The 25,779-nt window shown below is 56.6% G+C and carries 20 protein-coding genes, 2 pseudogenes and 1 riboswitch; of the genes and pseudogenes, 6 read left to right on the top strand and 16 right to left on the bottom strand.

Going from position 1 to position 25,779, the window contains the following annotated elements; translation table 11 throughout:
• Nucleotides 1–387: 387 nt before the first annotated feature.
• Entirely contained in the window at nucleotides 388–1,977 is a 1,590-nt protein-coding gene (gene purH / locus EIO60_RS01465) for a bifunctional phosphoribosylaminoimidazolecarboxamide formyltransferase/IMP cyclohydrolase (protein WP_258575712.1), read from the top strand.
• 16 nt (nucleotides 1,978–1,993) lie between these two features.
• Nucleotides 1,994–3,274: a phosphoribosylamine--glycine ligase gene (purD, locus tag EIO60_RS01460; RefSeq protein WP_258575711.1), complete on the top strand. Its 1,281-nt coding sequence runs from the start codon at nucleotides 1,994–1,996 to the stop codon at nucleotides 3,272–3,274.
• Nucleotides 3,275–3,403: 129 nt separating this feature from the next.
• Here purD and EIO60_RS01455 read toward each other — a convergent pair whose 3' ends face one another.
• The 6 genes from EIO60_RS01455 to nudC all read right to left on the bottom strand — a co-directional run bounded on the left by EIO60_RS01455 (nucleotide 3,404) and on the right by nudC (nucleotide 7,801).
• Nucleotides 3,404–4,069 carry a DUF1481 domain-containing protein gene (locus tag EIO60_RS01455; protein ID WP_258575710.1) on the bottom strand — a complete coding sequence of 222 codons (666 nt, stop codon included), beginning with the start codon at nucleotides 4,067–4,069 and terminating at the stop codon, nucleotides 3,404–3,406.
• A gap of 66 nt (nucleotides 4,070–4,135) precedes the next feature.
• A complete protein-coding gene (hupA, locus tag EIO60_RS01450; RefSeq protein WP_258575709.1) occupies nucleotides 4,136–4,408 on the bottom strand; it encodes a nucleoid-associated protein HU-alpha in 273 nt (90 codons plus the stop codon).
• Nucleotides 4,409–4,564: 156 nt separating this feature from the next.
• The gene (locus tag EIO60_RS01445) at nucleotides 4,565–5,188 is read right to left on the bottom strand and encodes a YjaG family protein (protein WP_258575708.1); all 624 of its coding nucleotides are present in this window, start codon (nucleotides 5,186–5,188) and stop codon (nucleotides 4,565–4,567) included.
• A gap of 62 nt (nucleotides 5,189–5,250) precedes the next feature.
• Nucleotides 5,251–5,919: a deoxyribonuclease V gene (nfi, locus tag EIO60_RS01440; protein ID WP_258575707.1), complete on the bottom strand. Its 669-nt coding sequence runs from the start codon at nucleotides 5,917–5,919 to the stop codon at nucleotides 5,251–5,253.
• 2 nt (nucleotides 5,920–5,921) lie between these two features.
• Nucleotides 5,922–6,989, bottom strand: a complete 1,068-nt coding sequence (gene hemE / locus EIO60_RS01435; protein ID WP_258575706.1) for a uroporphyrinogen decarboxylase — start codon at nucleotides 6,987–6,989, stop codon at nucleotides 5,922–5,924.
• 41 nt (nucleotides 6,990–7,030) lie between these two features.
• Nucleotides 7,031–7,801, bottom strand: a complete 771-nt coding sequence (nudC, locus tag EIO60_RS01430) for an NAD(+) diphosphatase (protein ID WP_258575705.1) — start codon at nucleotides 7,799–7,801, stop codon at nucleotides 7,031–7,033.
• A gap of 157 nt (nucleotides 7,802–7,958) precedes the next feature.
• Here nudC and rsd point away from each other — a divergent pair, with 157 nt between their 5' ends.
• The 3 genes and pseudogenes from rsd (at nucleotide 7,959) to thiE (ending at nucleotide 11,506) form a co-directional block, all read left to right on the top strand.
• A complete protein-coding gene (gene rsd / locus EIO60_RS01425) occupies nucleotides 7,959–8,468 on the top strand; it encodes a sigma D regulator (protein WP_258575704.1) in 510 nt (169 codons plus the stop codon).
• Between the two features lie 273 nt (nucleotides 8,469–8,741).
• A riboswitch (TPP riboswitch) is annotated at nucleotides 8,742–8,841 on the top strand.
• A gap of 86 nt (nucleotides 8,842–8,927) precedes the next feature.
• A pseudogene (gene thiC / locus EIO60_RS01420) lies at nucleotides 8,928–10,874 on the top strand (phosphomethylpyrimidine synthase ThiC).
• Nucleotides 10,871–11,506, top strand: a complete 636-nt coding sequence (thiE, locus tag EIO60_RS01415) for a thiamine phosphate synthase (RefSeq protein ID WP_258575703.1) — start codon at nucleotides 10,871–10,873, stop codon at nucleotides 11,504–11,506. Before thiC ends, thiE begins: the two are co-directional and overlap by 4 nt.
• A 247-nt stretch (nucleotides 11,507–11,753) precedes the next feature.
• On the opposite strand, the pseudogene EIO60_RS01410 reads toward thiE, so the two are convergent.
• Nucleotides 11,754–12,905, bottom strand: a pseudogene (locus EIO60_RS01410) (aminotransferase-like domain-containing protein); the annotation flags it as partial.
• A 172-nt stretch (nucleotides 12,906–13,077) separates the two neighbouring features.
• On the opposite strand from EIO60_RS01410, the gene EIO60_RS01405 reads away from it, so the two are divergent.
• The gene (locus tag EIO60_RS01405; RefSeq protein ID WP_258575702.1) at nucleotides 13,078–13,218 is read left to right on the top strand and encodes a DUF1127 domain-containing protein; all 141 of its coding nucleotides are present in this window, start codon (nucleotides 13,078–13,080) and stop codon (nucleotides 13,216–13,218) included.
• 144 nt (nucleotides 13,219–13,362) lie between these two features.
• Here EIO60_RS01405 and rpoC read toward each other — a convergent pair whose 3' ends face one another.
• The 9 genes from rpoC to EIO60_RS01360 all read right to left on the bottom strand — a co-directional run.
• Nucleotides 13,363–17,586, bottom strand: a complete 4,224-nt coding sequence (gene rpoC / locus EIO60_RS01400) for a DNA-directed RNA polymerase subunit beta' (RefSeq protein ID WP_258575701.1) — start codon at nucleotides 17,584–17,586, stop codon at nucleotides 13,363–13,365.
• Nucleotides 17,587–17,665: 79 nt separating this feature from the next.
• The gene (rpoB, locus tag EIO60_RS01395; RefSeq protein ID WP_258575700.1) at nucleotides 17,666–21,694 is read right to left on the bottom strand and encodes a DNA-directed RNA polymerase subunit beta; all 4,029 of its coding nucleotides are present in this window, start codon (nucleotides 21,692–21,694) and stop codon (nucleotides 17,666–17,668) included.
• Between the two features lie 328 nt (nucleotides 21,695–22,022).
• Entirely contained in the window at nucleotides 22,023–22,385 is a 363-nt protein-coding gene (rplL, locus tag EIO60_RS01390) for a 50S ribosomal protein L7/L12 (RefSeq protein ID WP_258575699.1), read from the bottom strand.
• Between the two features lie 63 nt (nucleotides 22,386–22,448).
• Entirely contained in the window at nucleotides 22,449–22,946 is a 498-nt protein-coding gene (gene rplJ, locus EIO60_RS01385; RefSeq protein WP_258575698.1) for a 50S ribosomal protein L10, read from the bottom strand.
• A gap of 315 nt (nucleotides 22,947–23,261) precedes the next feature.
• Entirely contained in the window at nucleotides 23,262–23,966 is a 705-nt protein-coding gene (rplA, locus tag EIO60_RS01380) for a 50S ribosomal protein L1 (protein WP_258575697.1), read from the bottom strand.
• 3 nt (nucleotides 23,967–23,969) lie between these two features.
• A complete protein-coding gene (gene rplK, locus EIO60_RS01375; RefSeq protein WP_258575696.1) occupies nucleotides 23,970–24,398 on the bottom strand; it encodes a 50S ribosomal protein L11 in 429 nt (142 codons plus the stop codon).
• Between the two features lie 151 nt (nucleotides 24,399–24,549).
• Nucleotides 24,550–25,095, bottom strand: a complete 546-nt coding sequence (gene nusG, locus EIO60_RS01370) for a transcription termination/antitermination protein NusG (RefSeq protein ID WP_258575695.1) — start codon at nucleotides 25,093–25,095, stop codon at nucleotides 24,550–24,552.
• Nucleotide 25,096: 1 nt separating this feature from the next.
• Complete coding sequence (secE, locus tag EIO60_RS01365; protein WP_258575694.1) at nucleotides 25,097–25,480, bottom strand: preprotein translocase subunit SecE; 384 nt, start codon at nucleotides 25,478–25,480, stop codon at nucleotides 25,097–25,099.
• A gap of 227 nt (nucleotides 25,481–25,707) precedes the next feature.
• Nucleotides 25,708–25,779, bottom strand: a 72-nt coding sequence (locus tag EIO60_RS01360; protein ID WP_508278729.1) for an EF-Tu C-terminal domain-related protein, incomplete at its 5' end; no start/stop codon positions are given.

Here is a 25,779-nt window from a genome sequence, read left to right as displayed (position 1 = left end):
GCGATTTTCTCCGGCGACTCAGCTGCCTGCACCTCCTGAACACCGCATTCCGTAAGCCGTTGTGCCGTGTCAGTGGAAGCGCATTATAGGGCGTCGTTCGGCAAGCGCAACAGCTAAATTGCAGAAAAATAACTGTTCGCTGCATTCCACAGCAAAACCCGGCCTTATACGCGTTTACTCACAAAGTTATCCACAAGGACGCGTTGAGCGAATTTTTGCGAGCAGCACGCAAACGTTTTCGCTACAATGCCCCTCGACGTTACGGATGCCCCTTTTAGGGGCGTTACCTGAAGTTTTGCGTCTTCTTATATAGAGTAAGGAGATTGCCAGACTTGATGTAACGCTCTTATTTATTTACGCGAAACAAAGCCAAGGGATAAAACCACCATGCAACAACGTCTTCCTGTACGCCGAGCTCTGCTGAGTGTCTCAGACAAAGCGGGCATCCTCGAATTTGCTCAGGCGCTCGCCAGTCGCGGTGTCGAACTGCTCTCCACCGGCGGCACTGCTCGCCTGCTGGCCAACGTGGGTCTCGCCGTCACTGAAGTCTCTGACTATACCGGCTTCCCGGAAATGATGGATGGACGCGTTAAAACGCTGCACCCGAAAGTGCACGGCGGCATTTTAGGTCGCCGCGGACAGGATGACGCCATTATGGCGCAGCACGACATCGCGCCTATCGATATGGTGGTGGTAAACCTTTACCCCTTCGCCCAAACCGTGGCGCGTGAAGGCTGCTCGCTGGAAGACGCGGTTGAGAATATCGATATCGGCGGCCCTACCATGGTGCGCTCGGCGGCCAAGAACCACAAAGATGTGGCCATCGTGGTCAAGAGCAGCGACTACGACGCGATCGTGGCGGAGCTGGATGCCAATGAAAATTCTCTGACGCTGGAAACGCGCTTCGACCTAGCCATTAAAGCGTTCGAGCATACCGCCGCCTACGACAGCATGATCGCCAACTACTTCGGCTCGCGCGTTCCTGCCTATCACTGCGAACGCGATAAGCCTGCCGGACGCTTCCCGCGCACGCTTAACCTCAACTTCATTAAGAAGCAGGATATGCGCTATGGCGAAAACAGCCATCAAGATGCCGCCTTCTATATAGAAGAGAATGTGCAGGAGGCGTCTGTCGCCACCGCGCAGCAGGTTCAGGGTAAAGCGCTCTCCTATAACAACATCGCCGACACCGACGCGGCGCTGGAGTGCGTTAAAGCCTTCAGCGAAGCGGCCTGCGTTATCGTTAAGCATGCCAACCCCTGCGGCGTCGCTGTCGGCGCTTCGCTTCTCGATGCCTATGAGCGCGCCTATAAAACCGATCCGACCTCTGCTTTTGGCGGCATTATTGCTTTTAACCGCGAACTGGACGAAGCGACCGCGCAGGCCATTATCAGCCGTCAGTTTGTTGAGGTCATTATCGCCCCTTCCGCCAGCGAAGCGGCGCTGAAGGTGACGGCAACCAAACAGAACGTTCGCGTGCTAGTCTGCGGCCAGTGGCAGGAACGCGTCGCCGGGCTCGATTTCAAGCGCGTAATCGGCGGTCTGCTGGTTCAGGATCGCGATCTAGGCATGGTGGACGCCAGCCAGCTGCGCGTCGTCAGCAAACGTCAGCCGAGCGAACAGGAGCTGCGCGACGCGCTGTTCTGTTGGAAGGTCGTCAAGTTCGTGAAATCGAATGCCATCGTCTATGCGCGCGATAGCATGACGGTCGGCATCGGCGCCGGCCAGATGAGCCGCGTCTACTCCGCAAAAATCGCCGGTATCAAAGCGGCCGACGAAGGTCTGGAAGTTAAAGGTTCAGCGATGGCGTCTGACGCCTTCTTCCCATTCCGCGACGGCATCGACGCCGCGGCGGCCGTTGGCGTAACCTGCGTGATTCAGCCGAGCGGCTCCATTCGTGACGACGAGGTCATCGCCGCTGCGGACGAACACGGCCTAGCGATGATCTTCACCGACATGCGTCACTTCCGCCACTAATTCTCTGGAGAGCACTATGAAAATTTTAGTCATTGGCAACGGCGGCCGTGAGCATGCGCTGGCCTGGAAAGCGGCGCAGTCACCGCTGGCGGAAACGGTTTTCGTCGCGCCCGGCAATGCCGGCACCGCGCTTGATCCAGCCCTGCAGAATGTCGATATCAGCGCTACCGATATCCCTGCCCTGCTGGCTTTCGCCCAGCGCGAGCAGATCAACTTAACCATCGTCGGCCCGGAAGCGCCGCTGGTCATCGGCGTGGTCGACGCCTTCCGCGCCGCGGGCCTGAAAATCTTCGGCCCAACCAAAAATGCCGCGCAGCTGGAAGGCTCCAAAGCGTTCACCAAAGACTTTCTGGCCCGTCACCATATCCCGACGGCAGAGTACCGCAACTTTACCGATGTCGAAGTGGCGCTGGCTTACCTGCGCGAGAAAGGCGCACCTATCGTCATCAAAGCCGACGGCCTGGCCGCCGGTAAAGGCGTTATCGTCGCCATGACTCTGGAAGAAGCCGAAGCCGCGGTTAAAGATATGCTGGCTGGCAATGCCTTCGGCGACGCGGGCCACCGTATCGTTATTGAAGAATTCCTCGATGGCGAAGAGGCGAGCTTTATCGTCATGGTCGACGGCGAAAACGTGCTGCCGATTGCCACCAGCCAGGATCACAAGCGCGTCGGCGACGGCGACACCGGTCCGAATACCGGCGGTATGGGCGCCTACTCCCCGGCGCCGGTCGTGACCGACGAGATCCACCAGCGCGTAATGGAGCAGGTGATCTGGCCAACGGTGCGCGGCATGGCGGTGGAAGGTAACGTCTACACCGGTTTCCTCTATGCCGGTCTGATGATCGACCAAGCAGGCCAGCCGAAAGTGATCGAATTCAACTGCCGCTTCGGCGATCCGGAAACGCAGCCGATCATGCTGCGCCTGCAGTCGGATCTGGTCGATCTTTGCCTCGCGGCCTGCGACGGCGCGCTGGATCAAAAAGATTCGCGCTGGGATCCGCGCCCGGCGTTGGGCGTGGTGCTGGCAGCGGGCGGCTATCCCGGCGATTACGTTAACGGCGAGCAGATCCACGGCCTGCCACTGGAAGAGGTGGAAGACGGCAAGGTATTTCATGCCGGCACGCGTCTGGAGAACGATCTGGTGCTCACCAACGGCGGCCGCGTGCTGTGCGTGACGGCGCTGGGCGACGACATGGCGGCGGCGCAGAAGCGCGCCTACGCGCTGGCTCAGCCCATCTCCTGGAACGGCAGCTTCTGCCGTCGTGATATCGGCTACCGCGCCATTAACCGTCGATAGCGGCTGCTTCAGCCTGTCAGCGGGCGGTAAGCGGGAACCGCCCAGTGAGCCAGGGCCGCGTTTCGCTCTCTCCACGACGGGGCCAGCAGCCAGATATCTGAAGGGCATAATGCGTACCCTTTTTTTACGCTAAAAATCGGCCTCTTTCGGCTGCGTATCACAGGTCTCCCCAGGCGCCGCACGCAACAGCTGCGTTCCTTGCGGCCCCTCTAGCCACGAAACCAGCAGCGGCGCGCCGCTGCGCTGTTGCATCAGCATGCGCCAGGCGTAGTCGTCGAAGGCGGGTGACAGCTGCACACCTTCACAGGTCTTCACCCTTTGACCTCCCAGCCACTGGCCCTGTTTCAGGACCACGCGGCCGCTGAGCAGCGCATTGCTCTGCGCCAGCATACGTTGCGCATCGAACTTATAGAGCTCGATGGTATCGGGATCGACGGCTTCGCGCCGGCCGGCAAGCTGACGCTGCATAAAGCTTAGGCTGCCATCCTGGTCGAAGCGCAGCGTCATGTCATCTGGCTGGCTGGCTGCCGCTGCTGCGCCGCGCCGCGCCGCGCTGATTAGCTTATCGTCTTGCCAGAAATAGTCGGTTGTTTCGGCGGCTTCGCCGTTAAAGGGGGTGTAGCGCGTCTGCAGATGGACTCTGGCAGGGCCGTTCTTGCGCCAGATACGCACTGCGCCGCGGTCGGCAAGATAGCCGCTGGCGGTAAAGGGAAGAATGTCGGGCGTTGAGCTGCACCCGGAAAGCAATACGAGACAAAGCAGGGCGAAACAGGAGTAGGAACGCAGGTTCGGCATAGCTGGCCCCTGATACAAAAGGGCGAATCCGCCCCTTCTTCTCAATTCTTACCGCAGTGCGACGTCTTATTTAACAGAGTCTTTCAGCACTTTACCAGACACGAATGCCGGTACGTTTGCCGCAGCGATTTTGATCTCTTTGCCAGTTTGCGGGTTGCGACCGGTACGCTCAGCGCGGTGGTTCACTTTGAAAGTACCAAAACCAACCAGTTGTACAGCATCACCTTTTTTCAGAGACTCAGTGATCGCAGCTAGTGTAGATTCCAGAGCCGCTTTAGCCTGGGATTTTGACAGGTCCGCTTTTTCCGCGATCACATCAATCAGTTGAGTCTTGTTCATAAGTTATCCTTAAAGTGTATTTATCGCTTGCTAAGCAACGAGTGCGAGGGAAAAGCCATATTCTGGCACTCTTCAGCCTGCACGCACCGATAGCCACAATTTTCAGCCCCCCAAATGTAGACCAGACAGGGGGCCGATGTGAAGCCTCCAGGCGCGCTAATTCGGGCCTGAAGTCACGTTTTCCCGCCTTATTGCTGAATAGTTTATACCGATGTTACTGATTCCCGCTTCACGTAGGTCTAAACGCAATCCCTTGATTAATTCAATGTCTCGCTCCTCGCAGTCGGCTAGCAGGCGAAAAATCACCCATTGCATATCCCACTCGTCAATGACGGCCGGGTTTTCACGCAGTTCTTCATCGCTCATTTCGCGACCTGCTTGGGTCATTTCCAGCATCGCAACGGTGGTGATAGAGGTTCTGCTCACCTCGATGGCATGCTCTAGCGTTTCGCCGCTGAGCATGGCGTGCAGCGCTTCGCTTAACGCGACGCAGGCGTCGATTGCCGGATAAACGCCGTAGACCTCGAACGCGTCGCCGTCTGGGATCGCCGCTTCAAGCTTATCCAGCTGGCTATCGAAGTTGATTTTAGCATCTTTGACCGTCAGTCTTTCCCAGACCAGATCGAGAATGCGGCGATACAGCGCCGGATCGGCGAATTCTGTTTGCTGGCAGAATGCCCAGTAGTTGGGGAACATGCGCTCGCACAGGCAAGCCATAAAGGTCATATGCTGCCAGCTTTCTAGCTTCGCCAGGCGCAGGTGAACGGGGTTTTGTAACATGAACAGGGCTCTTCATCGTTTAGCTGGCGGCAGTGTACCGCAAAAGCGCCGCGCGCACAGCGTTAAAGCGCGTTTTGCCAGCGCTGGAAGACGGTGCGGTTGGAGGCGACGGCATCGGCCCAGCGCGTCGGTTCCGGCAGGCGATAGCCGCCCATGCAGTTTTCCACCCAGTGCAGCACGCTGTCGAGGCTGACGCGGTGGCCGGTCGCCACAAAAAGCGGGTTGCAGCGCGCTTTACTGCGCCAGACCCAGCCAATCTGCTCGCCTTTATCCATTAAAGGCTGGCGCGAACCCGGCTCGGCGTCCAGATCGGCAAAGCGGCCGCACAGCCGCTTTTTCGCTACGCCGATAGTCGGCACGTCCACCAGCAAACCGAAGTGCGACGCGACGCCCAGCTGACGCGGATGAGAGATACCGTGTCCGTCGACGAAAAGGAGATCCGGTTTTTGCTCAAGCATGTTCCACGCCGCCAGCAGCGCCGGATATTCGCGGAAGGAGAGAAAGCCGGGAATGTAGGGCATGGTAGTGGCAATACGCGCAACACGATGTTCCACCAGCTTCAGGGAAGGATATTCGAGAATTACTAGGGCGGCACGGGTGACCGCCCCTTCCTGTTCGAATCCGACGTCGGCGCCGCCGATAAAACGCGGCGGCAGAACGTCGAAATCATCCTGCCGCACCACTTCTGCAGCGCGCTGAAGCTGCTCCGCGCGCAGTGCATCAATGTCCATAATTACTCCTGATGGTATTGGCCAGAGAGGCGATGCACCGCCTTAACAAACACGCCCGCATGCTCTGGCGGCACATCCTGATGAATGCCATGACCTAGATTGAAGACGTGGCCGCTGCCCGCGCCGAAGCCCTCGAGAATACCCGCGACTTCCTGCTCGATACGCGCAGCTGGCGCATAAAGCATAGACGGCTCCATATTACCTTGCAGCGCGACCTTATCGCCGACGCGACGACGCGCATCGCCAATATCGGTGGTCCAGTCGAGTCCCAGCGCATCGCAGCCCGTCGCCGCCAGCGCCTCCAGCCACTGTCCGCCGCCTTTGGTGAACAGGGTGATCGGCACGCGGCGGCCTTCGTTTTCATGCGGCACGCTGTCGACGATTTTATGCATGTAGTAGAGCGAGAATTCGCGGTAGTCGCGTCCCGTCAGCACTCCGCCCCAGGTATCGAACACCATTACCGACTGCGCGCCCGCGCGGATCTGCGCGTTGAGATAGAGAATGACGCTGTCCGCCAGCTTATCGAGCATTGCATGCAGCGTAGTCGGATCGGCATACATCATTTTTTTGATTTTCGTGAAGGCTTTGCTGCTACCGCCCTCCACCATATAGGTCGCCAGCGTCCACGGGCTGCCAGAAAAACCGATCAGCGGCACCTCGCCATTGAGGTTTTTGCGAATGGTGCGCACCGCGTTCATCACATAGCCGAGTTCCTGCTCCGGATCGGGCACCAGCAACTTGTCGACGTCGGCGCGGCAGGTAATGGGGCTGGAGAAACGCGGGCCTTCGCCTGTTTCGAAGTAGAGCCCCAGGCCCATCGCGTCGGGAATGGTCAGGATATCGCTGAAGAGGATCGCCGCATCCAGCGGATAGCGGCGCAGCGGCTGTAGTGTCACTTCACACGCCAGTTCGGCGTTTTTGCACAGCGACATAAAATCGCCGGCCTGGGCGCGCGTCGCTTTATATTCCGGTAAATAACGGCCCGCTTGTCGCATCATCCATACCGGGGTGATATCTACCGGCTGGCGTAGCAGGGCGCGCAGATAACGATCGTTCTTCAGTTCACTCATGTCAAGGCTCTATCAATTTCAGGCGCGTAGTGTAGCACTTCTTACGCCCCGGCGCGGCAGATGGCGACGGTATCTTCTATCAGACGGCGCGCCACGGTACCCGGCGGCGGCAACAGCGGCAGCGCGTCATAGCGATACCAGCCAGCGTCCAGCAGCTCTTTGTTGTCGATCTGCAGCTCGCCGCCATCATATTCCGCCATAAAGGCCATCATCAGCGAGTGGGGAAAGGGCCACGACTGGGAGGTAACGTAACGCAGATTTTTAATGCGCACGTTGCTCTCTTCCATTACCTCGCGCGCCACCGCCTGCTCCAGCGTCTCCCCCACCTCGACGAAGCCCGCCAGTACGGTGTAGATGCTGTTGCGATGGCGCGTATGGTTCGCCAGCAAAATTTCGTCGCCGCGGCGTATGGCGACGATGATGCAGGGCGCGATTTGCGGATAGTAACGTTCGCGGCAGTGACCGCACAGGCAAGCGTTCTCCTGTTTGCTCAGGTGCATCTCATGGCCGCAGTAGCCGCAGTAGCGGTGCGAGCGGTAAAACTCAGCCAGCTGTACGCCGCGCCCTGCCAGCTGAAACAGCCCCGCCTCTTCATCGATCAGCTGGCGTACCGAGAACATATCGCGATCGCGATTTTCACACACCAGCCACACCGTTTCGCCTTGCCACTCGCCGACAGACTGCGCCTTGCTTCCAACCAGCTTAAACGCAGCGGCGCTGCCGTGCGGCAGGTCACCCTGCGGCAACCAAAGTTTCTGTTCATGGCTGACAATCCACCATCCAGCGTCTACGCTTGAGATCTCATGTTGCATAAAATCGTCACCCTTCGCGTGGTATTGATACGCTGAAGCCCTGATGTATGTAAAGTGTGTAGACTAACAACTATACCCCCAAATCGTTCAGCTTGCAGGCAGGCTCCCGCCAGCCGCGATGCGAAAGATTAGGGAATCCATTTACATGGAGTCAGAAATGCTTAACCAGTTAAATGTCCTGAGCGAGCGCGTATGTGGCAGCAACGAACTGGTAGATTCGTGGCTGGACGCCCGTCGCCAGCTACTTGTGTCCTATTACCACCTGGTTGGGCTGAAGCCTAACAAAGAAGCGCTCACCACTTTAAACGAGCAGGCGCTCGACAATTTTTGTCATGGCCTGGTCGATTACCTTTCCGCCGGTCACTTCAGCATCTACGAACGCATCATCAATGAGATGGATGGCGACAGCCCGATGATTGCCGCCGCGCAGATCTACCCGCCGCTGGAAGGCAATACCGAACGTCTGATGCAGCTCTATGATGGCCACCTGCAGCAGTCCATTGACGACGACAACTGTGTGGATTTCCAGCTGGCGTTGTCAGAAGTCGGCGAAGTGCTTGAAGCGCGCTTCACGCTGGAAGACAAGCTGATCCAGCTGGCCTGGGACAACCGTCTGGTGCGCGCACCAGTCGCCAGTGACAGCAGCCAGCTCTTTCGCCCGGCTTAAGGTTTACCAGTTGTAAATCGCTTGTCATTCTGCACCAGTCCTTTTATGCTGAACGGGTTTTCGACGGTAGCGTTGAAAATCCGTTTTGTTTTGTGCTACTTATTTATTTTTGCAACGTAGCTGAAGTAAACGAAATTTCTGGCGTAGTGAGCGCAGCCAGTTTACGCTCGGACAGCGCGTAGGGACGGGAGCATACTTGAAGTATGTGACCGTCACGAGCACTGCCCAGGCGTGAACGTGAAATGGCAAGCTTAATAGCCAGAAAATCGTTTACATATCTTGTCGGAGTGCCCACTGGGCTGAGACCGTTTATTCGGGATCCGCGGAACCTGATCAGGTTAGTACCTGCGAAGGGAACAAGAGTAAATATCGTCAGCGCGCGGGCTTTGCCGCCTGCGCTGCTGTTACTCCTTCCGAGCTCCGGACAAGCAACATTCCCTTTGAAATAGGAAAATTGCTATGTCTGTCAACAAAAGCCAACGACGCGAACAGCGCGCTCAGGCGCAGGCCTTTATCGACTCACTGCAGGGCGGTGTCGCCTTCCCTCATTCAAAACGCATCTGGATCCGCGGCAGCCGCGACGATATTCGCGTGCCGATGCGGGAGATCCAGCTCAGTCCGACGCTGGTCGGCGGCAGTAAAGAAAATCCGCGCTTTGAAGAAAACGAGGCAGTGCCGGTCTACGATACCGCTGGCGCCTATGGCGATCCGGATGCGGTTATCGATGTGCGTCGCGGCCTAGCGCCGCTGCGCGCCGGCTGGATCGCCGCGCGCAATGACAGCGAAACGCTGACGCAAATCAGTTCGCACTATACGCAGCAGCGCCTGGCCGACGAGGGTCTGGATCATCTGCGCTTCGACCCGCTGCCGCTGCCGCGTCGCGCCAGAGCGGGCCGCCGCGTGACGCAGCTGCACTATGCGCGTCAGGGCATCATTACGCCGGAAATGGAGTTTATCGCCCTGCGTGAAAACATGGGCCGCGAGCGCATTCGCAGCGAGGTCTTGCGGCAGCAGCATCCTGGCCACAGCTTCGGCGCGCAGCTGCCGGAAAACATTACGCCTGAGTTCGTGCGCCAAGAAGTGGCTGCCGGACGCGCCATTATTCCAGCCAATATCAACCATCCGGAATCGGAGCCGATGATTATCGGCCGCAACTTCCTGGTGAAGGTGAACGCCAATATCGGCAATTCGGCGGTGACCTCATCCATCGAGGAAGAGGTAGAAAAGCTGGTGTGGGCAACGCGCTGGGGCGCGGATACCTTAATGGATCTCTCTACCGGCCGCTATATTCACGAAACGCGCGCCTGGATCCTGCGCAACAGCCCGTTACCCATCGGCACCGTGCCAATTTATCAGGCGCTGGAGAAGGTGAACGGCGTGGCGGAAAACCTCGACTGGGTGGTGTTCCGCGATACGCTGCTGGAACAGGCTGAGCAAGGCGTCGACTATTTCACCATTCACGCCGGCGTCCTGTTGCGCTATGTGCCGATGACGGCAAAGCGCCTGACCGGCATCGTCTCGCGCGGCGGCTCCATCATGGCGAAGTGGTGTCTGTCGCACCACCGCGAAAGCTTTCTCTATGAGCATTTTCGCGATATCTGCGAAATCTGCGCCGCCTATGACGTCACCCTGTCGCTGGGCGACGGGCTGCGGCCCGGCTCGATTCAGGACGCCAACGACAAAGCGCAGTTTGCCGAACTGCATACGCTGGGGGAGCTGACGAAAATCGCCTGGGAGTACGACGTGCAGGTGATGATTGAGGGGCCGGGCCATATTCCCATGCAGATGATCCGCCGCAATATGACCGAGCAGCTGGAGCACTGCCATGAAGCCCCTTTCTATACGCTTGGGCCGCTGACCACCGACATCGCGCCAGGCTACGACCACTTTACCTCAGGCATCGGCGCCGCGATGATCGGCTGGTTTGGCTGCGCCATGCTCTGCTACGTCACGCCGAAAGAGCATCTCGGCCTGCCGAACAAGGAAGATGTGAAGCAAGGGCTTATAACCTACAAAATCGCCGCGCACGCGGCCGATCTGGCGAAAGGCCATCCCGGTGCGCAGATCCGCGACAACGCCATGTCCAAAGCGCGTTTTGAATTCCGCTGGGAGGATCAGTTCAATCTGGCGCTCGATCCCCATACCGCCCGCGCCTATCACGATGAAACGCTGCCGCAGGAGTCGGGCAAGGTCGCCCACTTCTGCTCCATGTGCGGCCCGAAATTTTGCTCCATGAAGATTACGCAAGAGGTGCGCGACTATGCGGCGCGTCAGGAAGCGCAGCCGTAGCCGTAGCCGTAGCCGTAGCCGATCGACATCAGCATGAGGCATATGTCCGAGACGTTTCGCCGCCGCGGCGGCGAGCTTCATCAATCAGCCGATGCGCTGAACGAGGAGAAACCATGAACAGCCCTTTTCCCGCTACCGCGCCGCGTTTAGGCCTCTATCCGGTTGTCGACAGCGTCGAGTGGATCGCACGGCTGCTGGAGGCTGGCGTGCGCACTATCCAGCTGCGCATCAAAGATCGGCCCGACGCGGCGGTAGAGCCTGCGGTCAAAGAGGCGATTGCGCTCGGCAAACGCTATCGCGCGCGCCTGTTTATTAATGATTACTGGCAGCTGGCGATTAAGCATCACGCCTATGGCGTGCACCTGGGACAGGAGGATCTAGATGTTGCCAACCTGAACGCCATTCACGAGGCGGGCCTGCGTCTGGGAGTGTCGACGCACGATGACGCGGAACTGGAGCGCGCGCTGGCGATACGCCCCTCCTACATCGCGCTGGGCCATATCTTTCCCACCCAGACCAAAGCGATGCCTTCCGCGCCGCAGGGGCTGATTGAGCTGCAACGGCACCTTGCGCGGCTTGACGGTATTCCTACCGTGGCGATCGGCGGCATCAGTATCGATCGCGCGCCGGACGTACTGGCGACCGGCGTCGGCAGCATCGCCGTGGTCAGCGCTATCACTCAGGCTCCCGACTGGCGCGCCGCTACCCGGCGTCTGCTTGAGCTGGCCGAGCCGAAGCCGCCGCTCTGACCTGAAATCGGCTGCGCTGCGCGCGGCTGCTCGAATCGGCAGCGCAGCCTGGTTCTGAAATCGGCCGTGCAGCTTGCAGCTGCTCAAGGTGGCAGTGCCGCCGCCGGCCCGATCTGGAATCTGCCGCGCAATGCGCTGCAACGTTCTGTTACCGCGCTGAAAAAGCTGGAAGCCGGCGCGCAGCGGCAACCTTTGTCACTCGCGCCGTTTTGGCATGGCGGTAAAGTAGCGTTCGCCGGGTCATATGCGAGTCGCGCAGGTCGCGGTTAAGCCTGACGGCGTCAAACGCCTCCAGCAGCTCGACCCACATCATAAATCCGCCCTGCGGCCCGCGATACGCAGATGCCGCAGGTGCGGCTGATAATGCCCCTGGCGGATAAATTTCGCCAGGGCGTGCTGCGCCAGCGTGTTGCTCGAGCCGGTGGCGATATATTTCATATGCAACACGCGATCGCGGTAGCGTCCCGGCGCTACCCAGCCGGTGTGCAGGCCTAGCGCCACAGTTTTCTAAAACGAGTTGCAGAGCAGCACGCGGCCATCTGCGTCCAGCGATTTCAGCGTCACCGGCCGCGGATAGTCCTAGGCGAGTTCGCCATACACATCATCCTCAATCACCGCCACGTCGAAACACTGCGCCAGCGTCAGCAGCGCGCGCCTGCGGCTCTCCGGCATAATAAAGCCCAGCGGATTATTGTAGTTGGGCACCACCATTACCCGCCTTGATCGGCCACTGTTCAAAGGCGAGCTCAAGCGCTTCCAGATTGATACCGGTTACCAAGTCGGTGGGAATTTCAATTGCCCGGATACCGAAGCCGCGCAGCGTCTGTATAATGCCGAGGAACGAAGGAGACTCGACCGCAATGATGTCGCCGGGCTCGCATACCGCGCGAATCTATACCGACAGCGCTTCATGGCTGCTGGTGGTCATCACGATGTCATCCGCCGACAGCTGACAGCCGCTATCGATAGCCAGCCGCGCCACCTGATAGCTGAGAAGCTGCATTTCCTGCTTCTGCGCCTAGCGGCCAAGTATTTTCCACAGCGGCTTGATGATCGGCTGCGTGAGATTCGGCAGGCCGCTGCCGAGCTGCAGCACATTGGCTTTCTGTCGGCTGTCGAGCAGATCCAGCACCGACTCCCACTGCGTGATCTCCACCGGACGCGTCAGCGCCGGTACCGGCGGTGCGGCTTTGCGCGGCGTAACGAAATAGCCGGAGCGCGGCTGCGGCATAATCATCTGCTTCTCCTCCAGCACGTGATACACCTACTGCACGGTGCTGATACTGACGCCGTTCTCAAGACTCAGGCTGCGCACTGAGGGCAGCCTTTCGCCGCTGTGGTAAAGCCCCTGCTCGATACGCTGCGCCAGATGGTTGGCAAACTGCTGATAACGGGTCATAACGGGATTCGCCTTAGCTGTAGAAGAAAAAGCAGTACAGAATCAGGTTAATTTTTATCATTCAGATGCAGAAAAGCGCAATCTGTATATTAATTAAAAGTGATTTTTGCGTCGGTATCCTGCAGGTGACGCGGCAGAGAATATCCTCAGTTAAGCTAATGAGGATGCGAAGATGGGATACGAAGAAAAATGTGCGGCAAAACCCTTCTCTGTGACGCCATGGCAGCTACTGCGCGCCGCAGGCAAAGGCTTCAGGCGGTTACTCGAGCGACACCGCACGCCGCTGATGCTGAGCCGGTTAAGCGACGAATAGCTCAAAGATATCGGCCTGTCGCGCAGCGATATTGAGCGCGACTGGCGCTAGCGCGCCGCCCCTGCCTTTTGCATCAGCCGATAGCGCTAGCACGCGTCATAAAAAACCCTGCCTCGGCAGGGTTTTTTATGACGCGAAGAGCGATTACTCGTCGTCGCTGCCGCCGAAACCGGCGTTCAGCAGTTCAGCCAAGCTTGCAGAGGCTTCATCCGCAGTAACCTGCGGTGCAACCGGCGCTTCGCCCGCCTGACGGCGACGCATACGATCCTGGTGGTAGGCGTAACCGGTACCGGCCGGGATCAGACGACCCACGATCACGTTTTCTTTCAGGCCGCGCAGTTCGTCGCGCTTGCCTGCTACTGCGGCTTCGGTCAGGACACGCGTGGTCTCCTGGAACGAGGCTGCCGAGATGAACGATTCGGTTGCCAGCGACGCTTTGGTGATACCCAGCAGGTCGCGCATGTAGGTGGCGCCAATTTTGCCGTTCGCTTCCAGATCGCGGTTAGATATCTTGATGCGAGAGACTTCAGCCTGCTCACCTTCCAAGAAGTCGGTGCTTCCCGCGCTCATGATGGTCGCTTTACGCAGCATCTGACGAACGATAACTTCGATGTGCTTATCGTTAATCTTAACGCCCTGCAGGCGGTAAACTTCCTGCACTTCATTAGTGATGTAACGGGTCATAGCATGGACGCCACGCAGACGCAGAATGTCGTGCGGAGATTCCGGACCGTCGGAAACTACGTCACCACGTTCTACACGCTCACCTTCGAACACGTTGAGCTGACGCCATTTCGGAATCATTTCTTCGTACGGCTCGCTACCATCAACCGGCGTAATCACCAGACGACGTTTACCTTTGGTCTCTTTACCGAAGGAGATGATACCGCTGATCTCCGCCAGAATTGCTGGCTCTTTCGGACGACGCGCTTCGAACAGGTCGGCGACGCGCGGCAGACCACCGGTAATATCCTTGGTACCGCCAGATTCCTGCGGCACACGCGCTAGGGTGTCACCAGAGCTGATCTTCTTGCCGTCTTCCAGCTGAACGATCGCTTTGCCCGGCAAGAAGTACTGCGCCGGCATGTCGGTGCCCGAGATCAGTACGTCTTCACCGTTGGCGTCGACGATTTTCAGCGCCGGACGCAGGTCTTTACCGCCTGAAGTACGCTCAGCGGTATCCAGCACCACCAGCGAAGAGAGACCGGTCAGTTCGTCAGTCTGACGCGTGATGGTCTGGCCATCAATCATGTCAGTAAAGCGAATGAAGCCGCTTACTTCGGTGATAACCGGCATGGTGTGCGGATCCCAGTTCGCCACGGTTTCGCCCGCTGCGACCTGCTCACCGTCGCCTTTCGCCATGATCGCGCCGTAAGGGACTTTATAGCTCTCTTTGGTACGGCCAAACTCGTCGATCATTTTCAATTCGACATTACGCGAGGTAATAACCAGTTTACCAGCGGAGTTGGTTACCGACTTCGCGTTGGTCAGCTTGATGATACCTTTGTTCTTCACCTGAATGCAGGATTCAGCTGCCGCACGCGATGCCGCACCACCAATGTGGAAGGTACGCATGGTCAGCTGTGTACCCGGCTCACCGATGGACTGTGCTGCGATAACACCGATCGCTTCACCTTTGTTGATGATGTGACCACGTGCCAGGTCTCGACCGTAGCAGTGGGCGCACACACCAAAATCGGTTTCACAGCTTACAACGGAGCGCACTTTGATGGTATCGACAGAGTTCTGTTCAACCACATCACACCAGTGCTCATCCAGCAGCGTATTACGCGGAACCAGGATGTCAGCGGCACCTGGCTTCAGCACGTCTTCCGCGGTCACACGACCAAGCACGCGCTCGCGCAGCGGCTCTTTAACGTCGCCGCCTTCGATAACCGGCGTCATCATAATACCTTCGAAGGTGCCGCAGTCATCTTCGGTCACGACCAGATCCTGCGCAACGTCAACCAGACGACGCGTCAGATAACCGGAGTTCGCGGTTTTCAGTGCGGTATCCGCCAGACCTTTACGTGCACCGTGGGTCGAGATGAAGTACTGGAGTACGTTCAGACCTTCACGGAAGTTCGCCGTAATCGGCGTCTCGATGATGGAGCCATCTGGCTTCGCCATTAGACCACGCATACCGGCCAGCTGACGAATTTGCGCTGCAGAACCACGCGCACCGGAGTCGGCCATCATAAAGATGCTGTTAAAGGAAACCTGTTTCTCTTCTTCGCCGTCACGGTTGATCACGGTTTCGGTCGAGAGGTTTTCCATCATCGCCTTCGCTACGCGCTCGTTCGCCGCAGCCCAGATATCGATGACTTTGTTGTAACGCTCGCCCGCGGTAACCAGACCAGACTGGAACTGCTCCTGGATTTCGGCCACTTCCGCTTCCGCTTCGGTGATAATTTCGACTTTCTTCGCCGGGATCACCATGTCGTCGATGCCGACTGACGCGCCTGAACGGGCAGCGTAGGCGAAACCGGTATACATGGTCTGGTCAGCAAAGATAACGGTCGGCTTCAGGCCCAGAATGCGGTAACAGGTGTTCAGCATTTTGGAGATCGCTTTCTTACCCAGCGCCTGGTTGACGATGGAGTAAGGCAGACCTTTCGGCACGATCATCCACAGAATCGCACGACCAATGGTGGTGTAGATCAGGCTGGTGGTCGCAACAAACTCGTCCTGCTCATTTTTGCTGTACTCGGTGATATGCACTTTGACGCGCGCATGCAGCTCGGCCAGGCCAGAGCGGTATACACGCTCAGCTTCTTTCGGGCCGGTCAAGACCATGCCTTCACCGCGTGCATTCACCTTGTCACGAGTCATGTAATAGAGACCCAGAACAACGTCCTGCGACGGAACGATGATTGGCTCGCCGTTCGCCGGAGACAGAATGTTGTTGGTAGACATCATCAGCGCACGCGCTTCCAGCTGGGCTTCCAGCGTCAGCGGTACGTGAACAGCCATCTGGTCACCATCGAAGTCGGCGTTATAGGCCGAACACACCAGCGGGTGCAGCTGGATCGCTTTACCTTCGATCAGAACCGGTTCAAACGCCTGGATACCCAGACGGTGCAGCGTCGGCGCACGGTTCAGCAGAACCGGGTGCTCGCGGATCACTTCATCCAGGATATCCCAGACGACCGCTTCTTCGCGCTCAACCATTTTCTTCGCGGCTTTGATGGTGGTGGCCAGGCCACGCAGCTCCAACTTGCCGTAGATGAACGGTTTGAACAGCTCCAGCGCCATTTTCTTCGGCAGGCCGCACTGATGCAGACGCAGGTATGGACCTACGGTGATAACAGAACGACCGGAGTAGTCAACGCGCTTACCGAGCAGGTTCTGACGGAAACGACCCTGCTTACCTTTGATCATATCGGCCAAAGATTTCAGCGGACGCTTGTTAGAACCGGTGATCGCACGACCGCGACGACCGTTATCCAGCAGGGCGTCGACCGCTTCCTGCAGCATACGTTTTTCGTTGCGTACGATGATGTCCGGCGCAGCCAGATCCAGCAGACGCTTTAGACGGTTGTTACGGTTAATAACACGACGATAGAGATCGTTCAGATCTGAGGTCGCGAAACGACCGCCGTCCAGCGGAACCAGCGGACGCAGGTCCGGCGGCAGCACCGGCAGTACGGTCAGGATCATCCACTCCGGCTTGTTGCCAGACTGAACAAACGCTTCCAGCAGCTTGATGCGCTTGGTCAGCTTTTTACGCTTGGTCTCGGAGTTAGTTTCGTTCAGCTCTTCACGCAGCTGCTCGCACTCTTGCTCCAGATCCATGTTTTTCAGCAGAGCCTGGATCGCTTCGGCGCCCATTTTGGCGTCGAATTCGTCACCGAACTCTTCCAGCGCGTCGAGGTACTGCTCTTCAGTCAGAATCTGACGTTTTTCGAGGTTGGTCATGCCACCCTCGACAACAACGTAGGATTCAAAGTAGAGCACGCGTTCGATATCGCGCAGCGGCATATCCAGCAGCAGGCCGATACGGGACGGCAGCGACTTCAGGAACCAGATGTGCGCGGTCGGAGAAGCCAGCTCGATGTGGCCCATGCGCTCACGACGCACTTTGGTCTGGGTCACTTCAACGCCGCACTTCTCACAGATCACACCGCGGTGTTTCAGGCGCTTGTACTTACCGCACAGGCATTCATAATCTTTTACCGGTCCGAAAATACGGGCGCAGAAAAGACCGTCGCGCTCCGGTTTGAAGGTACGGTAGTTGATGGTTTCCGGCTTTTTAACTTCACCGAAAGACCAGGAACGGATCATGTCTGGCGAAGCCAGAGCAATTTTGATCGCATCAAACTCTTCGGTTTTAGTTTGCGCTTTCAGAAACTTAAGTAAGTCTTTCACGGATTAGCTCCCGTCGGAGTGGAACTCTCAGGGGCGCGCAGCCGAAACCGCGCGCCCCATAACCAGTACTTGCGAGTGCTTACTCGTCTTCCAGCTCGATGTTGATACCCAGCGAGCGAATCTCTTTCAACAGTACGTTGAAGGATTCCGGCATGCCCGGTTCCATCTGATGGTTGCCGTCGACGATGTTTTTATACATCTTCGTACGACCGTTCACGTCATCAGACTTAACGGTAAGCATTTCCTGCAGGGTGTATGCCGCACCGTATGCTTCCAGCGCCCACACTTCCATCTCACCGAAGCGCTGACCACCGAACTGCGCTTTACCACCCAACGGCTGCTGAGTAACCAGGCTGTAGGAGCCGGTGGAACGCGCATGCATCTTGTCGTCAACCAGGTGGTTCAGCTTCAGCATGTACATATAGCCAACGGTAACCTGACGCTCGAACTGCTCGCCGGTACGGCCATCAAACAGCGTGATCTGACCGGAAGAAGGCAGACCGCCGAGCTGCAGCAGCTCTTTGATTTCGCTCTCTTTCGCACCATCGAACACCGGCGTTGCGATCGGCATACCTTTTTTCAGGTTCTCTGCCAGACGCAGCACTTCGTCATCGCTGAAGGTGTTCAGGTCAACTTTCTGACGCACGTCGGTGCCGAGATCGTAAGCGCGCTGGATAAACTCACGCAGCTTGGCAACCTCTTCCTGACGCTTCAGCATGGCATTGATCTTCTCGCCGATGCCTTTCGCCGCCATACCCAGATGGGTTTCCAGGATCTGACCGATGTTCATACGTGACGGTACGCCCAGCGGGTTCAGTACGATGTCGACCGGCGTACCGTTTTCGTCGTAAGGCATATCTTCGATCGGGTTGATCTCGGAGATAACACCTTTGTTACCGTGACGGCCCGCCATCTTGTCGCCCGGCTGAATCTGACGCTTAACGGCCAGGTAAACCTTAACGATTTTCAGCACGCCCGGCGCGAGGTCGTCGCCCTGGGTGATCTTACGACGCTTGGCTTCGAGCTTTTTCTCAAACTCGTACTTCAGTTCGTCGTACTGCTCAGCCAGCTGCTCCAGCGCGTTTTGCTTCTCTTCGTCAGTCAGGCCCAGCTCCAGCCAGCGCTCGCGCGGCAGCTTGTCCAGCTTCTCGGCTTCGACACCGCCAGAGAACAGCACCGCCTGAATACGGCCGAACAGGCCTGCTTCGAGAATCTGCAGTTCTTCAGACAGGTCTTTCTTCGCCTGCTTCAGCTGCATCTCTTCAATTTCCAGCGCACGCTTGTCTTTTTCCACGCCATCGCGGGTGAAGACCTGTACGTCGATAACCGTACCGGAAACGCCGTTCGGCACGCGCAGCGACGAATCTTTCACGTCAGACGCTTTTTCGCCGAAGATCGCACGCAGCAGTTTCTCTTCCGGCGTCAGCTGAGTTTCGCCTTTCGGCGTCACTTTACCGACCAGAATGTCGCCACCGGTCACTTCCGCTCCGATGTAGACGATGCCAGACTCATCCAGTTTAGAGAGCGCAGCTTCACCCACGTTCGGGATATCAGCAGTAATCTCTTCTGGCCCCAGCTTGGTGTCACGAGAGACGCACGCCAGTTCCTGAATGTGGATGGTGGTTAAACGGTCTTCCTGAACCACACGCTCGGAAACGAGGATGGAGTCTTCAAAGTTGTAACCGTTCCACGGCATGAACGCGACGCGCATGTTCTGGCCAAGCGCCAGTTCGCCCAGGTCGGTTGACGGACCGTCTGCCAGCACGTCGCCGCGCTCGACCGGCTCGCTCAGCGACACACACGGCATCTGGTTGATGCAGGTGTTCTGGTTGGAACGGGTGTACTTAGTCAGGTTGTAGATGTCGATACCCGCTTCGCCCGGATACATCTCATCTTCGTTAACTTTGATAACGATACGAGAGGCGTCCACGTACTGCACGGTACCGCCACGTTTCGCTACGGCGGTTACGCCGGAGTCCACCGCAACTGCGCGCTCCATGCCTGTACCTACTAGCGGCTTGTCAGCGCGCAGGGTCGGTACAGCCTGACGTTGCATGTTCGCACCCATCAGGGCGCGGTTAGCATCATCGTGCTCCAAGAACGGGATCAACGACGCACCGACGGAAACCACCTGCTGGGTGGAAACGTCCATGTAGTCAACCTGATCGCGGCTGAACAGGCTCGATTCGCCTTTGCTACGGCAGGTAATGAGGTCATCAACAAAGTGACCTTCGTCATCCAGCTGGGCGTTCGCCTGAGCGATAACGTAGTTACCCTCTTCTATCGCAGAGAGGTAATGAATTTCGTCGGAGACCACGCCGTCGATCACGCGACGATACGGAGTTTCCAGGAAGCCGTACTCGTTGGTCTGCGCATACACAGAGAGCGAGTTGATCAGACCGATGTTCGGACCTTCCGGCGTTTCGATCGGACAGACGCGACCGTAGTGAGTCGGGTGTACGTCTCGAACTTCAAAGCCGGCGCGCTCGCGCGTCAGGCCGCCTGGGCCGAGCGCAGAGATACGACGTTTGTGCGTGATCTCAGAGAGCGGGTTGTTCTGGTCCATAAACTGAGAGAGCTGGCTGGAGCCAAAGAACTCTTTCACCGCCGCCGAAATCGGCTTGGCGTTGATCATGTCCTGTGGCATCAGCGTGTCGAGGTCGCCTAGCGACAGACGCTCTTTCACCGCACGCTCTACGCGCACCAGGCCAACGCGGAACTGGTTTTCCGCCATTTCGCCCACTGAACGAATACGACGGTTGCCGAGATGGTCGATATCGTCCACTTCGCCTTTACCGTTACGGATGTCGATAAGCTTCTTCATCACGTCGATGATGTCTTCTTTGCTCAGAATGCCTGAACCTTCGATCTCATCGCGCAGCAGAGAACGGTTGAACTTCATGCGGCCAACGGCCGAAAGATCGTAACGATCTTCAGAGAAGAACAGGTTCTCGAACAGATTTTCAGCGGCTTCACGCGTCGGCGGCTCGCCCGGACGCATCATACGGTAGATCTCAACCAGCGCGCTCAGGCGATCGTTGGTTGGGTCGACGCGCAGGGTCTCGGAGATGTAAGGGCCGTGATCCAGGTCGTTGGTGAACAGCGTTTCGATGCACTTGTGGCCTACCTGGCTCAGTTTCGCCAGCAGGTCCATGGAGAGTTCCATGTTCGCCGGAACGATCAGTTCGCCGGTGCTCTCGTCGATGTAATCCTTCGCGACCACTTTGCCCGCGATGTACTCGACCGGCACTTCGATGTGCTGAATGCCATCTTTTTCCAGCTGACGGATGTGGCGCGCAGTGATGCGACGGCCTTTCTCAACGTAGACGTTGCCGTTGGCTTCGATGTCGAACGAGGCGGTTTCGCCGCGCAGGCGCTCAGGCACCAGCTCCATCTGCAGCTTGTTGTCGCGGATCTCGAACACCACTTTTTCAAAGAACAGGTCGAGGATCTGCTCAGAGGTGAAGTTCAGCGCGCGCAGGATGATACTGGCCGGCAGCTTACGACGACGGTCGATACGTACAAACAGGTTGTCTTTCGGGTCGAACTCGAAGTCGAGCCATGAACCGCGATAAGGGATGATGCGTGCGTTATAGAGCACTTTACCCGATGAGTGGGTTTTACCTTTATCGCTGTCAAAGAAGACGCCAGGACTACGATGCAGCTGAGAAACGATAACACGCTCAGTACCGTTGATAACAAAGGTGCCGTTTTCAGTCATGAGCGGAATTTCGCCCATGTAGACTTCTTGTTCTTTAATATCTTTTACGGTGCCTTCTGGCGCTTCGCGCTCGTAGATCACCAGACGCAGCTTAACGCGCAGCGGTGCAGAGAACGTCACGCCACGAATCTGACACTCTTTCACGTCAAAGACGGGTTCGCCCAGACGATAGCTGACATACTGCAGCTCAGAGTTGCCGCTGTAACTCTGGATAGGGAATACGGAACGGAAGGCTGCTTCCAGACCGTACTGACCTTCCGGATCTTGCTCGATAAACTTCTGGAACGAGTCAAGCTGGATAGAAAGGAGATAAGGTATGTCCAGCACCTGCGGGCGTTTACCAAAATCCTTACGAATACGTTTTTTCTCGGTATAGGAGTAAACCATAGGGTTCCTCAGCTAGCTGACAAGTCGACCCACGCTGTCCGTCCTGAAGGACAGTTCATGCAACACTATTTTGTTTGATTCATGCGGCGCGGCGACCACATGCAATACATCTTTCTATCACTCTTAAATCATTTCATTGCTGTGGCATGGGCAGGGAACCTGCGCGGGAAAGCAGTATATTAAGTCGTCGATAGAAAAAGATATTGAAGAGCAGTGATGGACAAACAGTGCGAAACCCCATCAAGGCTCCTGAGCGCAAAAAGGCTGGTGACCCAAAAGTCACCAGCCATCAGCCTGATTTTACTCAGGCTGCAGCCAAAAGGTTGTCTTACTTAACTTCAACTTCTGCGCCAGCTTCTTTCAGAGCAGCTTCCAGAGCAGCTGCGTTGTCTTTGCTGATGCCTTCTTTGATAACGCCGGTCGCTTCAACCAGGTCTTTAGCTTCTTTCAGACCCAGGCCAGTTGCGCTACGTACTGCTTTAATGACAGCAACTTTGTTCGCGCCAGCAGATTTCAGAACTATGTCGAATTCAGTTTTCTCTTCAACAGCTTCAGCCGGGCCAGCAGCAACAGCTACAGCAGCAGCAGCAGAAACGCCGAATTTTTCTTCCATTGCAGAAACCAGCTCAACTACTTCCATTACGGACATTGCGGCAACGGCTTCCAGGATTTGATCTTTAGTGATAGACATGACGATTGTTCCTAAGAATCAGAATAAATTTATGCGTTAAAGTACGAAGGAAAAGAGCAGGCCCTAAGCCGCTTCTTTTACATCGCTTACAGCAGCCAGAGTACGAACCAGTTTGCCTGCAGCGGCTTCTTTCATGGTCGACATCAGACGTGCCAGTGCTTCTTCGTAAGTCGGCAGCATTGCCAGACGGTCAATTTGTGCCGCCGGGATCAGCTCACCTTCAAAGGCTGCAGCTTTGACCTCAAATTTTGCATTCGCTTTCGCGAACTCTTTGAACAGACGAGCAGCAGCGCCCGGGTGTTCCATAGAGTATGCAATCAGGGTCGGACCAACAAACGTGTCTTTCAGGCACTCGAACTGAGTACCTTCAACGACGCGGCGCAGCAGGGTGTTACGAACAACACGCATGTAAACGCCAGCTTCACGACCTGCTTTACGCAGTTCGGTCATTTTATCAACGGTCACGCCGCGAGAATCCGCAACAACCGCAGACAGCGCGCCTTTGGCTACTTCGCTGACTTCAGCAACAATCGCTTGTTTGTCTTGAAGATTTAATGCCATTAGCTTTTGCTCCTGGATTTAGCCGGAGAGGATTTCTCCGGAACTCACTTCACTTACCGACCCAAAAGAAGGTAAGCGCTAAAACACGGTGAGCAGAATCCAGTTTCAGAAAAAATTCTTTTTGGCTCTGTCACCGTCTACGCAGGGGATTAAGCGTCACATCCGAAGACGGGCCGCACCTGCGGTCTTGGACGGAGGCCTAGCTCCAACCTACCCCGCCGTCTCTGCCGCCTCATCGAAGCGGGGAAGACACTGTTTTACCAGAACAACGGGCGTAAGATTCCAGGGGAATTTTTCGCCCGTTTTAAGCAGCAATTAGTTTACTGCTGCGTTCAGACCCGCCTGGTCAACGGCAACGCAGGCGCCCATGGTGGTAGACAGGCTGATTTTCTTGATGTAAACGCCTTTCGCCTGAGCAGGTTTCGCTTTTTTCAGCGCAACCAACAGAGATTCTAGGTTTTCTTTCAGCTTTTCAGCGTCAAAGTCTACTTTACCGATGGTAGTGTGGATGATGCCGTTTTTGTCGTTACAATAACGAATCTGACCGGCTTTAGCATTTTTAACCGCTTCAGCAACGTTCGGCATTACGGTACCCACTTTCGGGTTTGGCATCAGGCCGCGCGGACCCAGAACCTGGCCCAGCTGGCCTGCAACGCGCATCGCATCCGGAGAAGCGATAACAACGTCAAAGTTCATTTCGCCTTTTTTGATCTGGTCAGCCAGATCTTCCATACCTACCAGCTCAGCGCCAGCTGCTTTAGCAGCTTCAGCGTTTGCGCCTTGGGTAAAGACAGCAACGCGTACTGAACGGCCAGTACCGTGCGGCAGAACGGTCGCACCACGAACGTTCTGGTCAGATTTACGTGCGTCGATGCCGAGGTTTACGGCGACGTCCACGCTCTCTACAAACTTAGCGGTAGCCAGTTCTTTCAGCAGAGCAACAGCTTCAATGATGTCATACTGTTTAGTCGCATCAACTTTGTCACGGATCACGCGCATGCGCTTGGTCAGCTTAGCCATTTCTTAGTCCTCCACTGCCAGGCCCATAGAACGAGCAGTACCTTTGATAGAGCGAGTCATCGCTTCTACGTCAGCACCAGTCATGTCCGCAGCTTTGGTTTCTGCGATTTCACGTACCTGAGAACGGGTTACTTTACCGACTTTATCTTTATTCGGCTTACCAGAACCAGACTTGATGCCCGCTGCTTTTTTCAGCAGAACGGCCGCCGGCGGAGTTTTGGTAACGAAGGTGAAAGAACGGTCGCTGTATACGGTGATAACAACCGGAGTCGGCAGACCCTTCTCTAGGGATTCCGTTTTGGCGTTGAAAGCTTTACAGAATTCTATGATGTTAACGCCCTGCTGACCCAGAGCCGGACCTACCGGTGGGCTGGGGTTAGCCATACCAGCGGCTACCTGCAGCTTAACGTAGGCTTGTACTTTCTTGGCCATGATATTTCCTCAGTTGGGTATAGCGCCTGAAAACAGGCTCCCCGTGATATGATAACAGTTTACACGCTGTTGCCAGCGCATAAAAACAAAAGGCGCGAAATTGTATTTAAATTTCGCACCTGCTGCAAGAGCTAAAATGTGAGCAAAAGGATTAACCTTTCTCCACCTGCCCGAAGTCCAGTTCGACCGGTGTTGCACGGCCAAAGATAGAAACCGATACCTTCAGGCGGCTCTTCTCGTAATCCACCTCTTCCACCATACCGTTGAAGTCGGCGAAGGGGCCGTCGTTGACGCGCACTATTTCGCCCGGTTCGAACAGCGTTTTCGGACGCGGCTTGTCACCCACCTGCTGCAGGCGGTTCATAATCGCATCAACTTCTTTATCGCTAATCGGCGCAGGACGATCGGAGGTGCCGCCGATGAAGCCCATTACGCGCGGCACGCTGCGAACGAGGTGCCAGCTGGCGTCGTTCATGACCATCTGGACCAGCACGTAGCCAGGGAAGAATTTGCGTTCACTTTTACGACGCTGGCCGCCGCGGATCTCCACTACTTCTTCAGTAGGAACCATGACGTCGCCGAAAAGCTCTTCCATGTTGTGCAGTTTGATATGCTCGCGCAGCGACTGTGCTACGCGGCCTTCAAAACCGGAAAACGCCTGCACGACGTACCAGCGTTTTTTGGGGGCTTCAGACATCTCAAAACCTCAGGCCAGTGATAAACGATACCAGACGGACCAGAATACCATTCAGCCCCCACAAAATCAGCGACATCACGGCAGTAACCGCGGCAACGATTAACGTGGTATGCAGCGTTTCCTGGCGAGTCGGCCAAATGACCTTACGCATTTCGGTGCGTGCTTCACGTGCAAAAGCCACGGTTGCTTTGCCCTTAGTTGTCAGCAGCGCAATGCCGCCTGCAGCCGCGATCAGCACCACGACCACCAGCGCGCGCAGCGACAGCGTCACGTCGCGATAGATGTAATTGCCTACAATTACTACCAGCAGCAACGCGACAACAACCAGCCACTTTATCGCTTCCAGGCCCCGCCCGCTCCCTTGAGCTTCGGTATTCGCACTCATAAACCAACCTGCCACAATAATTCAGAAACTATTTTTCCCCGCAAGGCGAGGCATCCAAACCGAATGAACTTTTGGGCGTAACTCGGTATCCAACGCCGCGCAACAGAGCCTGTCTCAGCAATGATTATGATCGAAAATCACTAATGAGCCAGGTTCTATATAACAGCGTGCAAAAAGGACATCAAATGATGCCCTCTTCGTATGCATTGCGTCAAATGTTATCGCAATTAAGCGATAATTTCAGCAACAACGCCCGCGCCAACGGTACGGCCGCCTTCGCGGATTGCGAAGTGCAGACC

The sequence above is a fragment of the Candidatus Pantoea persica genome (assembly GCF_013753875.1).
Lineage (GTDB): Bacteria > Pseudomonadota > Gammaproteobacteria > Enterobacterales > Enterobacteriaceae > Pantoea > Pantoea persica.
The sequence above is the reverse complement of the archived record's forward strand: the minus strand, read 5'-3'. Positions and strand labels throughout refer to the sequence as shown.

Excerpts from the sequence above, each read along its gene's own strand:
- EIO60_RS01445 (WP_258575708.1), bottom strand. The coding sequence starts at position 5,188 with ATGTTACAAAACCCCGTTCACCTGCGCCTGGCGAAGCTAGAAAGCTGG.
- purH (WP_258575712.1), top strand. The coding sequence starts at position 388 with ATGCAACAACGTCTTCCTGTACGCCGAGCTCTGCTGAGTGTCTCAGAC.
- EIO60_RS01455 (WP_258575710.1), bottom strand. The coding sequence starts at position 4,069 with ATGCCGAACCTGCGTTCCTACTCCTGTTTCGCCCTGCTTTGTCTCGTA.
- rplK (WP_258575696.1), bottom strand. The coding sequence starts at position 24,398 with ATGGCCAAGAAAGTACAAGCCTACGTTAAGCTGCAGGTAGCCGCTGGT.
- nfi (WP_258575707.1), bottom strand. The coding sequence starts at position 5,919 with ATGGACATTGATGCACTGCGCGCGGAGCAGCTTCAGCGCGCTGCAGAA.
- thiE (WP_258575703.1), top strand. The coding sequence starts at position 10,871 with ATGAACAGCCCTTTTCCCGCTACCGCGCCGCGTTTAGGCCTCTATCCG.
- nudC (WP_258575705.1), bottom strand. The coding sequence starts at position 7,801 with ATGCAACATGAGATCTCAAGCGTAGACGCTGGATGGTGGATTGTCAGC.
- hupA (WP_258575709.1), bottom strand. The coding sequence starts at position 4,408 with ATGAACAAGACTCAACTGATTGATGTGATCGCGGAAAAAGCGGACCTG.
- secE (WP_258575694.1), bottom strand. The coding sequence starts at position 25,480 with ATGAGTGCGAATACCGAAGCTCAAGGGAGCGGGCGGGGCCTGGAAGCG.
- rsd (WP_258575704.1), top strand. The coding sequence starts at position 7,959 with ATGCTTAACCAGTTAAATGTCCTGAGCGAGCGCGTATGTGGCAGCAAC.
- purD (WP_258575711.1), top strand. The coding sequence starts at position 1,994 with ATGAAAATTTTAGTCATTGGCAACGGCGGCCGTGAGCATGCGCTGGCC.
- rplJ (WP_258575698.1), bottom strand. The coding sequence starts at position 22,946 with ATGGCATTAAATCTTCAAGACAAACAAGCGATTGTTGCTGAAGTCAGC.
- EIO60_RS01405 (WP_258575702.1), top strand. The coding sequence starts at position 13,078 with ATGGGATACGAAGAAAAATGTGCGGCAAAACCCTTCTCTGTGACGCCA.
- rpoB (WP_258575700.1), bottom strand. The coding sequence starts at position 21,694 with ATGGTTTACTCCTATACCGAGAAAAAACGTATTCGTAAGGATTTTGGT.
- rplL (WP_258575699.1), bottom strand. The coding sequence starts at position 22,385 with ATGTCTATCACTAAAGATCAAATCCTGGAAGCCGTTGCCGCAATGTCC.
- rplA (WP_258575697.1), bottom strand. The coding sequence starts at position 23,966 with ATGGCTAAGCTGACCAAGCGCATGCGCGTGATCCGTGACAAAGTTGAT.
- hemE (WP_258575706.1), bottom strand. The coding sequence starts at position 6,989 with ATGAGTGAACTGAAGAACGATCGTTATCTGCGCGCCCTGCTACGCCAG.
- nusG (WP_258575695.1), bottom strand. The coding sequence starts at position 25,095 with ATGTCTGAAGCCCCCAAAAAACGCTGGTACGTCGTGCAGGCGTTTTCC.